This is a genomic window from Gracilibacillus salinarum (assembly GCF_022919575.1).
GTDB lineage: Bacteria > Bacillota > Bacilli > Bacillales > Amphibacillaceae > Gracilibacillus > Gracilibacillus salinarum.
On the sequence record NZ_CP095071.1, the window covers coordinates 2,987,506 to 2,999,425 of the forward strand.

General features: G+C 39.4%; 13 protein-coding genes. 12 read left to right on the forward strand and 1 reads right to left on the reverse strand.

What is annotated here, in order from left to right:
* Positions 1 to 4: 4 nt before the first annotated feature.
* From MUN87_RS13870 to rsmI, 5 genes are all read left to right on the forward strand, one after another.
* Complete coding sequence (locus MUN87_RS13870; protein WP_244741056.1) at positions 5 to 832, forward strand: PSP1 domain-containing protein; 828 nt, start codon at positions 5 to 7, stop codon at positions 830 to 832.
* Positions 833 to 847: 15 nt separating this feature from the next.
* Positions 848 to 1,192 (forward strand): DNA replication initiation control protein YabA, encoded by a 345-nt coding sequence (gene yabA / locus MUN87_RS13875; RefSeq protein WP_244741058.1) that lies wholly within the window; start codon positions 848 to 850, stop codon positions 1,190 to 1,192.
* 564 nt (positions 1,193 to 1,756) lie between these two features.
* Entirely contained in the window at positions 1,757 to 2,503 is a 747-nt protein-coding gene (locus tag MUN87_RS13880; RefSeq protein ID WP_244741060.1) for a tRNA1(Val) (adenine(37)-N6)-methyltransferase, read from the forward strand.
* The gene (locus MUN87_RS13885; protein WP_244741062.1) at positions 2,487 to 2,792 is read left to right on the forward strand and encodes a GIY-YIG nuclease family protein; all 306 of its coding nucleotides are present in this window, start codon (positions 2,487 to 2,489) and stop codon (positions 2,790 to 2,792) included. Before MUN87_RS13880 ends, MUN87_RS13885 begins: the two co-directional genes overlap by 17 nt.
* Positions 2,764 to 3,630, forward strand: a complete 867-nt coding sequence (gene rsmI, locus MUN87_RS13890) for a 16S rRNA (cytidine(1402)-2'-O)-methyltransferase (RefSeq protein WP_244741063.1) — start codon at positions 2,764 to 2,766, stop codon at positions 3,628 to 3,630. Before MUN87_RS13885 ends, rsmI begins: the two co-directional genes overlap by 29 nt.
* Before the next feature lie 34 nt (positions 3,631 to 3,664).
* On the opposite strand, the gene abrB is transcribed toward rsmI, so the two are convergent.
* A complete protein-coding gene (abrB, locus tag MUN87_RS13895; protein WP_244741065.1) occupies positions 3,665 to 3,943 on the reverse strand; it encodes a transition state genes transcriptional regulator AbrB in 279 nt (92 codons plus the stop codon).
* 292 nt (positions 3,944 to 4,235) lie between these two features.
* On the opposite strand from abrB, the gene metG reads away from it, so the two are divergent.
* The 7 genes from metG (at position 4,236) to MUN87_RS13935 (ending at position 11,729) form a co-directional block, all read left to right on the forward strand.
* Entirely contained in the window at positions 4,236 to 6,185 is a 1,950-nt protein-coding gene (gene metG / locus MUN87_RS13900; RefSeq protein ID WP_244741066.1) for a methionine--tRNA ligase, read from the forward strand.
* 111 nt (positions 6,186 to 6,296) lie between these two features.
* A complete protein-coding gene (locus tag MUN87_RS13905; protein WP_244741068.1) occupies positions 6,297 to 7,067 on the forward strand; it encodes a TatD family hydrolase in 771 nt (256 codons plus the stop codon).
* 190 nt (positions 7,068 to 7,257) lie between these two features.
* Positions 7,258 to 8,514: a G5 and 3D domain-containing protein gene (locus tag MUN87_RS22375; protein ID WP_305037394.1), complete on the forward strand. Its 1,257-nt coding sequence runs from the start codon at positions 7,258 to 7,260 to the stop codon at positions 8,512 to 8,514.
* A 1,018-nt stretch (positions 8,515 to 9,532) separates the two neighbouring features.
* Complete coding sequence (gene rnmV, locus MUN87_RS13920) at positions 9,533 to 10,096, forward strand: ribonuclease M5 (protein WP_244741070.1); 564 nt, start codon at positions 9,533 to 9,535, stop codon at positions 10,094 to 10,096.
* Positions 10,093 to 10,983, forward strand: coding sequence for a 16S rRNA (adenine(1518)-N(6)/adenine(1519)-N(6))-dimethyltransferase RsmA (rsmA, locus tag MUN87_RS13925; protein WP_244741072.1), 891 nt, complete (start codon positions 10,093 to 10,095; stop codon positions 10,981 to 10,983). Before rnmV ends, rsmA begins: the two co-directional genes overlap by 4 nt.
* A 173-nt stretch (positions 10,984 to 11,156) precedes the next feature.
* A complete protein-coding gene (veg, locus tag MUN87_RS13930) occupies positions 11,157 to 11,420 on the forward strand; it encodes a biofilm formation stimulator Veg (RefSeq protein ID WP_244741074.1) in 264 nt (87 codons plus the stop codon).
* Positions 11,421 to 11,549: 129 nt separating this feature from the next.
* Complete coding sequence (locus tag MUN87_RS13935) at positions 11,550 to 11,729, forward strand: small, acid-soluble spore protein, alpha/beta type (RefSeq protein WP_244741076.1); 180 nt, start codon at positions 11,550 to 11,552, stop codon at positions 11,727 to 11,729.
* The last annotated feature ends 191 nt before the right edge of the window (positions 11,730 to 11,920 follow it).

Consider the following 11,920-nt stretch of genomic DNA (forward strand, 5'->3'; position numbering starts at 1 on the left):
ATTTGTGATAGAAGTTATTGGTGTCCGCTTTAAAAAGGCGGGTAAAATATATTATTTTGATCCAGATGATGTAAAGATTGATAAAGATGATTATGTCATTGTGGAGACGGTAAGAGGAATAGAGTTTGGGAAAGTTGTAGTTTCGAACAAGCAAGTTGACGAAGAAGATGTCGTACTTCCACTGAAGAAAGTTATTCGTATCGCCAGTGATAAGGATAAACTGATTGTCGTCGAAAATAAAGAAATTGCAGAAGAAGCTTATAACACTTGCCAGAAGAAAATTAAGGAACACGGTTTGGAAATGAACTTAGTAGATGTAGAATATACCTTTGATCGAAATAAGGTAATCTTTTATTTTACAGCGGATGGCAGAGTTGATTTTCGTAATTTAGTAAAGGATCTTGCATCCGTCTTCAAAACAAGAATTGAGCTGCGCCAGATTGGCGTTAGAGATGAGGCGAAGTTACTTGGTGGTATTGGACCTTGTGGACGTATGCTCTGTTGCTCTACTTTCTTAGGTGATTTCGAACCGGTTTCAATTAAAATGGCAAAAGATCAAAATCTTTCTTTAAATCCTTCTAAGATTTCTGGACTTTGCGGCCGCTTAATGTGTTGTTTGAAATATGAGAACGACGATTATGAAACGGCCAAAAAAGAATTACCGGATCTAGGGGAAGAAATTAAAACAGCCTATGGCCATGGGAAGGTTGTAGGACTGAATATTCTGGAGAGACTGATTCAGGTCGAGATTCCTGAGAAGGAACGTATGATTGAATATACGCTGGATGAGTTAATTGAAGAAGGAGTTATCAAAACCCAGGCAACAGAATAATGGGGTGGAAGTGACGTGAAGAAAAAAGAATTATTTGAGCAAGTGTCCGATATGGAAGAGCAAATTGGCCAATTATATCAGCAATTAGGCGATTTAAAGCAACAATTAGGAGAAATTCTAGAAGAAAATCACCGCTTAGAAATGGAAAATCATCATTTGCGACAACGCTTAGATACAGAAGTGGAGGAGCAGGATCGTCATCATAAAGAGAATGAAGATGATCCGGCGATAGGGGAAGGATATGATAACCTGGCAAGACTTTATGAAGAAGGTTTTCATATTTGTAATGTTCATTTCGGCAGCCCAAGACAAGAAGGCGATTGCCTCTTCTGCCTCCTTTTCCTAAACAAAACAAAATAAGCATATCCGAAAGCTGACATATAACATGTCAGCTTTCTTCAATTACAATCATTCCAGGCGAAATGGCAGAAGGGAAGTGCCACATCGTATGGAACAGCAAAAAGCAGTGCTTCTAGGTATTATGTTATTATTCATTCAATTCCTGTTATATATAGTGATGAGTGATCAAGATGCTATCTCTTACAAACATTGTGGAGTCCCAATCCTAGCGTAGGCCAACCACGGAGACTCCCGCGGGATTATGCAGGCGCTGAAGATCCACTTTGTGAAGCGATCTTCTTCACAAAGTTAGCTTCAGCCGTGCCCCGCAGGACGCGGAGTGGTTGGCCGAAGCGGTATCCCAGCACATTAAATATCTCAATATGGCTGCTTGGCTAGCGATCGCTAGTTAACTTAATCCATATTATAGGAAGTTGTTTATTAATGAAGTCAATTAGGACCGGGCGGGTTATGGTCGGTTTTTCTTAAATGTCATAATCCTTTGCGCTGCGGGTAGTATTGGTATACACTTAATTTTTGAACGGATAACAGAAAAGAACGTTAATTAGTAAGGAGTAACGAGGTATGCACTTGAAAGATGATGAACGGATCGATGACCTTTTAGCAAATCAAACGATGAAAATTATCCAAAGTCCTTCTGTATTTGCTTTTTCTATCGATGCTGTACTGTTGGCAGACTTTGCATCTGCACCAAGAACAAGAGGAAAGATACTTGATTTATGCTCAGGCAATGGTGTCATTCCATTATTGCTATCACAACGGTCAAGCGTCCCCATTACAGGGGTAGAACTGCAGGAGCGGTTATATGATATGGCATGCCGCAGTATTGAGCTTAATCAACTCAATGAACAGCTGAACATGCTCCATGGCGATCTAAAAGATATGCCGAATCATTTTAAAAACAATAAGTTCGATTTAGTCACGGTAAATCCGCCATATTTTCAAACGAGTAATAAGAAACATCACAATGATAATGACTATTTAACGATTGCAAGACATGAAATCTACTGTACATTAGAAGATGTGGTACAATCATGTAGTAAACTGGTGAAATCCGGCGGTAAAGTGGCGATGGTTCACCGCCCGTCACGGCTGGTTGATATTGTCACGTTATTCAGACAATACAAAATAGAACCGAAACGAATTCGTTATGTGTATCCGAAACAGGGAAAAGAAGCGAACATCTTATTAATAGAAGGAATACGAGATGGTAATCCCGATCTCCACATGTTACCGCCGTTATATGCTTTCGATGAAAATGGCGATTATACAAAAGAGTTGGAAGGAATACTATATGGAAGAAAAACGTAATCATTTTGTTTATATTCTGAAGTGTAAAGATAATACGCTCTACACCGGTTATACTACGAATGTGAAGCGACGAATGCGTATGCATGAAGACGGAAAAGGTGCGAAATATACGAGAGGGAGATCTCCTTTTCAATTAGCCTATCAAATGCAGTGCGAAACGAAATCAGATGCCTTACAACTAGAAGCAAAAATAAAAAAACTGTCGAAAAAAAAGAAAGAACTATTAATTAAAGAAGCGAGGCAAGGAGGGTATCCTGACAATGCAAATTCAAAAAAGCTATCAGAATGAATCCGAGAAAGGAACACTCTATGTCGTGCCAACACCTATCGGTAACTTAGAGGATATTACATTCCGGGCTCTAAAAGTGTTAGAACAATCAGATATCGTGTTGGCTGAAGATACAAGAAATACAGGGAAGTTATTGCATCATTTTGAGTTGAAGAAGAAAATGATCAGCTACCATGAACATAATAAAATGGCCAGAGAAGAACAAATTATTGAAATGCTGCATAATGGAAGTATGCTGGCTTTAGTCAGTGATGCAGGCATGCCGGGCATATCCGATCCTGGTTATGAAATCATTCGTGCAGCAATTGATGCAGATTATTCAGTAGTAGTATTACCTGGAGCAAGTGCTGCATTGTCTGCGCTTGTAGGATCAGGTTTACCGACAGATCAGTTTTATTTCTACGGTTTTTTGCCGAGAAAGAAAAAAGATCGTGACCAGGCTTTACAGCTATTACAGTCGATCGATACAACATTTATCTTATATGAATCACCACACCGAATAGGCGATACGTTACAGCTATTAGCAGATAGTCTAGGTGATCGACGTGTGGCAGTGGCTCGGGAACTAACGAAAAAATTTGAAGAATTTATTAGAGGAAACCTGGCTGATGTGTCGAATTGGGTCAATGAAAATCCGATTAAAGGGGAATGTGTCATCCTGGTAGAAGGGATAAAGCTAGAAGAAGAGGCTAATTGGTGGACAGACCTTACCTTATCGCAACATGTCGAACAATTAATCGAACAAGAACAGGTCTCCAGCAAAGAGGCGGTTAAATCAGTAGCTAAAGTTCGCAATATTCCGAAACGAGAAGTGTATAGCGCTTATCATATGGAATAAAAAAAAGCGACCTGTAATAGATCGCTTTTTCTTATTATTTGTTGATTTTGTTTTGGATTTCATCTACTAGTACTTTAGCGCCTTCTGGGCTAAGAACTAGCTTTCCATCCGCTAAGGTGAAGTTGTCATCAGAGATGTCACCAGTAATATGACAAGTCATATTAGGCTTGTATTTTTGTAAGATGATACGCTCATCATCTACATAAATTTCTAAAGCGTCTTTTTCCTGAATACCTAGTGTACGACGAAGTTCGATCGGAATTACTACACGACCTAGTTCGTCCACCTTTCTTACAATACCTGTTGATTTCATTATTTATTCTCCCCTTTGATAAATAAATTCGGCAATATTCGACATCTATAGCGTTATAATACCATTAGTTCCCATTAATGTCAAACCTAAAATATCTATTTTTTTCAAGGTTTTTAAAAATATTTCTAAAAAAACAGGACTATAGAAGATACGAAAAATTCGACAAAGATTTTGTTAAGCTGTGTCGGATTTGGCTAAAATGTTTTTATGATGGAAAAATGAACGAAAAATCGCTACAATAAAAGCAGACTGTTTATTTAATGAAAAGAATTGTATTGAGGAGGTAAGAAGTATGACAGAGCAGAACAAAACTTTTTATATAACGACACCTATCTACTATCCAAGTGGAAATTTACATATCGGCCATGCTTATAGTACGGTTGCGGGAGATGCTATGGCTCGTTATAAACGATTGAGAGGATATGATGTCCGCTATTTAACCGGAACGGATGAACATGGACAAAAGATCCAAAAGAAAGCCGATGAAGCAGGGGTAACGCCTCAAGCTTATGTAGATGACATCGTCAGCGGAATTAAAGACCTGTGGGAAAAGCTAGATATTTCTTACAGTGACTTTATTCGAACGACAGAAGACCGCCACAAAAAAGTTGTCGAAAAAATCTTTGCCCAATTGTTGGAGCAAGGTGATATTTACTTAGATGAATATGAAGGAAGTTACTGTACGTCCTGTGAATCGTTCTTCACGGAACGCCAGTTGGAGAATGGCCGTTGTCCGGACTGTGGCGGACCAGTGGAACAAGTGAAAGAAGAATCATATTTCTTTAAAATGAGCAAGTATGTAGATCGTTTGCTAGCTTTTTATGAAGAAAATCCAACATTCATTCAACCGGAGAGCCGTAAGAATGAAATGATTAACAACTTTATTAAACCAGGACTTGAAGATTTAGCAATTTCACGAACGACGTTTGACTGGGGAATCAAAGTGCCGGGAAATCCAAAGCATGTGATTTACGTCTGGATTGATGCTTTAAGTAATTACATTACGGCATTAGGCTACGGAACTGACGACGATACCTTGTATCAAAAATATTGGCCGGCCGATGTTCATTTAATGAGTAAAGAAATTGTTCGCTTTCACACAATCTATTGGCCGATCATGCTTATGGCACTTGATTTACCATTACCGAAGAAAGTATTTGCACATGGATGGATTCTGATGAAAGACGGAAAAATGTCGAAATCAAAAGGTAATGTCGTAAATCCGATTGATTTGACGGATCGCTATGGTTTAGACGCTCTACGCTATTACTTGCTGCGTGAAGTACCATTTGGTTCGGATGGTGTATTTACTCCGGAAGGATTCGTCGACAGAACCAACTATGACTTGGCAAATGACTTAGGTAATCTGCTGAATCGTACCGTTGCGATGATTAACAAATACTTTGACGGAGAGATTCCAGCATTTAAAGCTTCTGAAACAACGTACGATGAACAATTAGAATCTTTAGGTAAAGAAACGGTGGAAAATGTCGAAAAAGCACTAGACGAAATGGGCTTTTCCGTTGCGTTAACACACATTTGGAAATATGTTAGTCGTACGAACAAATATATCGACGAGACACAGCCATGGGTGCTGGCGAAGGATGAAGAAAAGAAAGAACGTTTAGGCAATGTCATGGCACACTTAGTCGACAGTTTGCGACGAATCGCCATTTTATTACGTCCGTTCTTAACAGAAACGCCAGGTCGTATCTTCGAACAAATTGGTGTGGCTGATGAAAACCTTCATTCATGGGAGAGTTTGAACCAATCGGACGTTATCGCATCAGGTACAAAAGTAGTGAAAAAAGATCCGATCTTTCCACGCTTAGATGTCGAAAAAGAAGTGCAAACAATCAAAGACATGATGAAAAAACCGGAACCAGAGAAGCAAGACGAACCTGTCGAAGATTCAAATGAAATAACGTATGACGACTTTATGAAACTTGATTTACGCGTGGCAGAGGTTACCCATGCAGAAAAAATGGAGAATGCTGACAAATTATTACGTATCCAGCTTGATTTAGGATCGGAAAAACGTCAAGTAGTCTCAGGAATAGCTAATTATTATACACCGGAACAGCTAGTAGGCAAAAAAGTAATTTGCGTAACCAACTTAAAACCAGTGAAACTGCGCGGGCAGCTTTCAGAAGGTATGATTTTGTCAGGTGAAGATAAAGATGGATCATTATCGTTAGCAACAGTAGAATCAAGCTTACCGAACGGATCCGTTGTTAAATAAGTAAGACAAAACAAACGCTTATCAGTTAATATGATAAGCGTTTCTGTTTCCATGTAACAGAACAATCGGTATTAAACAGTACGGTACGATAAGAAATAAAGGAGGATTTGTATGTTATTTGATACACATGTTCATTTGAATGTTTCCCAGTTTGACGAAGATAGAGAGGCGGTGCTCGAGCGAGCGAAAGAAGCCGGGGTTGAGTACATGGTTATTGTCGGATTTGACCATGATACAATTCCAAAGGCATTAGAGATCGCGGAGCAATATGATTATATATATGCAGCGGTTGGTTGGCATCCCGTTGACGCGATTGATATGACAGGGAAAGAATTGGCATGGATTGAAGAATTAGCTGCGCATCCGAAAGTAGTGGCAATTGGAGAGATGGGGTTAGATTATCATTGGGATAAGTCGCCAAAAGACATCCAGAAAGATGTTTTTCGTAAACAAATCAGACTTGCCCGTAAGGTGAATCTCCCGGTTATTATTCATAATCGAGAAGCAACAGAAGATATTGTCGAGATTTTGCAGGAAGAGAAGGCAGAAGAGGTCGGTGGAATCATGCATTGCTATAATGATTCGGTTGATTATGTCGATGCCTGTCTAAGCATGAATTTTCATATCTCATTGGGTGGTCCGGTTACCTTTAAAAATGCAACGTTGCCTAAAGATGTGGCGAAATATGTCCCATTAGATCGATTATTAATAGAAACAGATTGTCCATTTTTAGCACCTCATCCTAATCGAGGGAAACGTAACGAGCCAGCCTATGTCAAATTAGTAGCAGAAAAGATTGCAGAACTACGAGAGACGAGTGTGGAAGAAATTAGTAAAATAACTACGGAAAATGCCAAAAAATTCTTCGGAATAAAAAATTGATCAACGCCTTGTGACACAATGAGTCAGACGGTTGTTACGATATTGTAAAGTAAATGAAATATAATACGAACCTAAGCAGATTAACCCTTTGAAATCAATGGGTTTTCTGCTTTTTTTTTAGAAGTTGTCTATTTGACACCTTAAATGGTTCTTTATATAATACAACGGCGAGTAAAAGGAGGGGAAGTTCATGAAGCGTCTTCTTAATCTGAAAGGCATTTTGCATAACAAAGACTTTAAATACGCTATCTCTTTATTTGTTATTATCGGATTTATCTGTTTTTCATTCTATGAATTATCTAAGGCAGAAGTTACCGTTGTGCAGAATGATGAAGAAACAACAGTGCATACACATGCCAAAACTGTTGGAGATGTATTTGATGAGCTTGCAATTGATGTTGGGGAGCATGATAAGCTTTCACATGAACAAAGTGAGCTTGTTGATTCCGGGATGAAAATAGAGCATACAATTGCAAAACAAGTAGTCGTTAACGTCGATGGAGAACAACAATCCTATTACACAATTGCGGATACTGTCGAAGCGTTTTTGGCAGAACAAAACATTGATCTCAGTAAAAATGATCATATCAAACAATCAATGGATACCAACATAGAAGAAAATCTTGAAATATACATTGAAAAAGCATTCCAAATCACGATCAACGATGGCGGTGAAGAAAAGCAGGTGTGGTCGACAGGTGGAACAGTAAAAAAACTGCTAGCCAGTGAAGATATTCAAATTGGAGAGCTCGATCGTGTTGAACCAAAACAATCTGCATCCATTAGTGAGGGAACAGCTGTCAATATTACACGAGTCGAAAAAGTAACAGATGTTGTAGAAGAAGAAGTTGACTACAAAGTGGTAAAACGTAGCGATGACTCGATAGAAAAAGGCAAAGAAGAGGTTGTTTCAGAGGGAGAAACAGGTGTCGTTGAAAAACAATACGAAGTTGTATTGGAAAATGGCGAAGAGGTTTCCCGAGAACTTATGAAGGAAAATGTGAAGAAAGAAAGCCAGGAACGTATCGTAGCAATCGGTACCAAGGTGTCAGAGCCTGCAAGTACACCTGCAAGTACAACTACAGCCTCAGCAGATACGAATTCGAATGCTACGCAAAGTGAAACGGTATCGAGGGGTACAGAAGAAGAAACGAGTAAAACGTTGTACATGAAAGCAACAGCATATAACTGGGACTGTGCCACATGTGATGGTAGAGGTCTTACGTCAACAGGTTATAATTTAAAAGCAAATCCAAATGGTGTTGTAGCGGTTGATCCCAGTATAATACCGTTAGGAACGAAAGTTTGGGTAGAAGGTTATGGTTATGCTATTGCCAGAGATACTGGCGGGAACATTAAAGGAAATAAAATCGATCTTCACATGTCCAGTAAACAAAAAGCAGCTAGTTATGGTTCCAGAACGGTAAAAGTAAAAATTATTGATTAATATCCAAGGCTTACCTTTTTCAGGAAAGGTAAGCTTTTTTTGTAAGTCAAGAAAGTATAAATTTTGGGCTATATGATGTTCGCTGACAGAAACGGCCACGTCCGGCTCCAGCGCCCAGAGACTAGGCGACTTCGCGAAATCGCCCTACGATAAGTCATCATCGATTCGCAAGCTCACCGTGATTCCTTTATCTCAGTTGATTCGCTCCACTCGCTACGTCTCTAAACGGGCGCTTGCGCCTTTGTTCATCTGACAAGAAAGCATAAAAGTGCAGTCACAGCAGTAATTAGATTGAATAGGAAGTTGAGTTCCTATAATAAGGATTATGTTAACACAAAGGCTGTATTGCTGAATGGCCATTTTGATATCGTTTATCTGCTTAGCAAAGCTCCGGAAATAGGCTCCGCGTCCTGTGGGCACCGCTTCAGCTAGGCTACTACTTGAAATAACATCTGTGCTGCCTTGTGCTGAGGAAGCCCACTTCGAAGCGCTACTTGCAGACACAGGCACAGACCAAGTGGATCTTCAGCTCGCGCTGAGGCATGAGGAGTCTCCGCCTATTTCCTACGCTAATGGGAAGTAAAACAACGATTGGGACAGCTAGAAACAGTGGTTCTAGGCATTATGTTATTTAGTCTATTGTTTTTATATATACAGTGTTCAATATGCTAGCTCTTACAAAAGTTGTAGAGCCCATATCCTAGCGTAGGCCAACCACGGAGACTCCCGCGGGATTATGCAGGCGCTGAAGATCCACTTTGTGAAGCGATCTTTCTTCACAAAGTTAGCTTCAGCCGTGCCCCGCAGGACGCGGAGTGGTTGGACGGAGCGGTATCATACCACACATAATTTTTCAAAATGACCACTAAGCTTCTAGTTTACATAATCCATATGATGGGTAGTTGATCTTAGTTGACTGTCCACTTGCTATATTTCTAGATGGGCGCTTGTGCTTTTGTTATGGTACACTAGAGAAGTTAATGACTGAAGAAAGACAGCAAGAATGGAGGCGCCTTAGTTGAAGGTGAAAGAAATAATTGTCGTAGAAGGTAAGGATGATACGGCTAAACTTAAACAAGCAATGGATGTGGATACCATTGAAACCAATGGTTCAGCCATCAATAAAGATATATTAGCGCAAATTGCACATGCTAAAGATAAACGAGGGGTAATTGTATTTACCGATCCAGATTATCCCGGTCAACGTATTCGCCAAATCATTGATCAGGAGGTTCCAGGCTGCAAACATGCTTTTTTGTCGAGGGAAGAAGCCGTTGCATCTGGCAAGCAGCGAAAAAGTCTAGGCATCGAGCACGCATCAAAAGAAGTACTTCGCCACGCTTTAAGTCAGGTATATGAATTAAGTGATAATCGTGTCTCAGATATTACTCGTGCAGATTTATTACGATATGGCTTAATCGGTGGGAAAGGTGCTAAAGAGAAACGACAGCGACTTGGTCAACAGTTAAGGATTGGACATATAAATGGTAAACAGCTATTAAGACGATTAGAGATGTTTCAAATAAATAAAGCCGAATTTGAAGCAGTAATGGAGCAAATCATTCAGGAGGAACGTTCATGAGTGAACAGAAAGCAATCGCTACACCAAAGCGAACGAAGGAAATATTAGAGAAATATGGGTTTTCATTTAAGAAGAGCTTAGGGCAGAATTTTCTCATTGATGTTAATATTTTGCGAAATATTATTCATCATGCAGGCATTTCAAAAGAGATGAGTGCGATTGAAATTGGGCCAGGTATTGGTGCACTGACCGAGCAGTTAGCATTAGCTGCCAACAAGGTAGTGGCCTTCGAAATTGATGGTCGGTTACTGCCTATTTTAGAGGATACGCTAGCTCCGTATGACCACGTCGACATTATTAATCAAGACATTTTAAAAGCGGATTTCGAACAAGTTTGGCAGCAGCATTTTCAAGACCAAAAGCCGGTAAAAGTGGTAGCGAATTTACCCTATTACATTACGACACCGATTTTGATGCAGTTATTAATGGCAAATTTACCAATTGCAAGTATTACGGTGATGATCCAAAAAGAAGTTGCCGAACGTATGGCAGCCAGTGAGAATAGTAAAGAATACGGCTCTTTATCAATTGCTATTCAGTACTATACGGAAGCCAGTGTAAAAATGATTGTACCGAAAACCGTTTTTATGCCGCAACCAAGGGTGGATTCAGCTGTTCTGCACTTAGAAAAACGCGAGACACCTCCTGTGCATCTGCAAGATGAAGCATTCTTTTTTCAATTGGTACAGGCTAGCTTTCAGCAAAGACGGAAAACTTTACGCAATAATTTAACGAGACATTTCAAAGAAGTATTGACCAAGCCGGAAATCGAGCAAGGCTTTGAACAGATTGGTATTGATGGCACAAGACGCGGAGAATCGCTGACCATGCAAGAATTCGCTGATTTAGCTAATTATTTCTATGAGCAAACGAAAGGAAATTCCTAAATAAATAGGAATTTTCTTTTTTTATACATATTTTTTTAAATTATAGGTAACCTATGTACAGAACTTCCAAATTTTTTTGTTGACATCCTTCAATTATTATTGATATAATAGAATATTTTTGGTTGACGGATGGACAAGAATAGTGTATAATAAAATTAGTGAGGTGGAGAGTATTGGCAAAATCATTGGTTGAAATCAAACAAGGTTTAGATGGAAATGTCGGTAAACGTCTAAGAATTAAAGCAAATGGTGGAAGAAAGAAAACCATCGAACGGTACGGAACTTTAGCTGAAACATATCCTTCCGTTTTTATTGTTGAATTGGATCAAGAAGAAAATGCATTCGAACGTGTATCTTATAGCTATGCAGATATTTTAACTGAGACAGTTGAACTTAATTTTACGGAAGAACTTGAAGCAGTAGCAGGCGAGCAGTAAACATTGTTTGCTGCTTTTTTGTTTGCGCAAAAAAGGTACGCTGTACTGCCTGATTTTACCTCGCATCAATCAGCTTCCCAAGCACAAGCTATGATTGTCGTAAAACACGACAGAAGGGGAGTATCTTCGATGAGTAGAAGACGTGGGATCATGTCGGATCATTTTAAAGAAGAGCTTGCTAAAGAATTAGGTTTTTACGACACTGTACAAAGAGATGGTTGGGGTGGTATTACCGCACGGGATGCCGGTAATATGGTGAAAAGAGCAGTACAAATGGCAGAAGAGAGTTTACAAAAGGACAAAGTCTAAGACTTTGTCCTTTTTCTACTGTAGCATAGCGTGGCAAAGCATAAAATGTTAGCAATGTAAAAGCACGACGTAGTAAATGTACCAATTATAAGAAAAATTAGGCACTTTCAGATTTTCTGATGAGTACAGAAAGTGGAGTTCCTATAATATGGATTATGTAAAGTAGCCATCGCTAGTCAAGCGTCCATATT

What these genes read in the sequence shown, in the direction of transcription:
- rsmA (WP_244741072.1), top strand. Translation starts at nt 10,093, where the DNA reads ATGAGTGAACAGAAAGCAATCGCTACACCAAAGCGAACGAAGGAAATA.
- MUN87_RS13905 (WP_244741068.1), top strand. Translation starts at nt 6,297, where the DNA reads ATGTTATTTGATACACATGTTCATTTGAATGTTTCCCAGTTTGACGAA.
- MUN87_RS22375 (WP_305037394.1), top strand. Translation starts at nt 7,258, where the DNA reads ATGAAGCGTCTTCTTAATCTGAAAGGCATTTTGCATAACAAAGACTTT.
- metG (WP_244741066.1), top strand. Translation starts at nt 4,236, where the DNA reads ATGACAGAGCAGAACAAAACTTTTTATATAACGACACCTATCTACTAT.
- MUN87_RS13935 (WP_244741076.1), top strand. Translation starts at nt 11,550, where the DNA reads ATGAGTAGAAGACGTGGGATCATGTCGGATCATTTTAAAGAAGAGCTT.
- MUN87_RS13880 (WP_244741060.1), top strand. Translation starts at nt 1,757, where the DNA reads ATGCACTTGAAAGATGATGAACGGATCGATGACCTTTTAGCAAATCAA.
- abrB (WP_244741065.1), bottom strand. Translation starts at nt 3,943, where the DNA reads ATGAAATCAACAGGTATTGTAAGAAAGGTGGACGAACTAGGTCGTGTA.
- rsmI (WP_244741063.1), top strand. Translation starts at nt 2,764, where the DNA reads ATGCAAATTCAAAAAAGCTATCAGAATGAATCCGAGAAAGGAACACTC.
- MUN87_RS13885 (WP_244741062.1), top strand. Translation starts at nt 2,487, where the DNA reads ATGGAAGAAAAACGTAATCATTTTGTTTATATTCTGAAGTGTAAAGAT.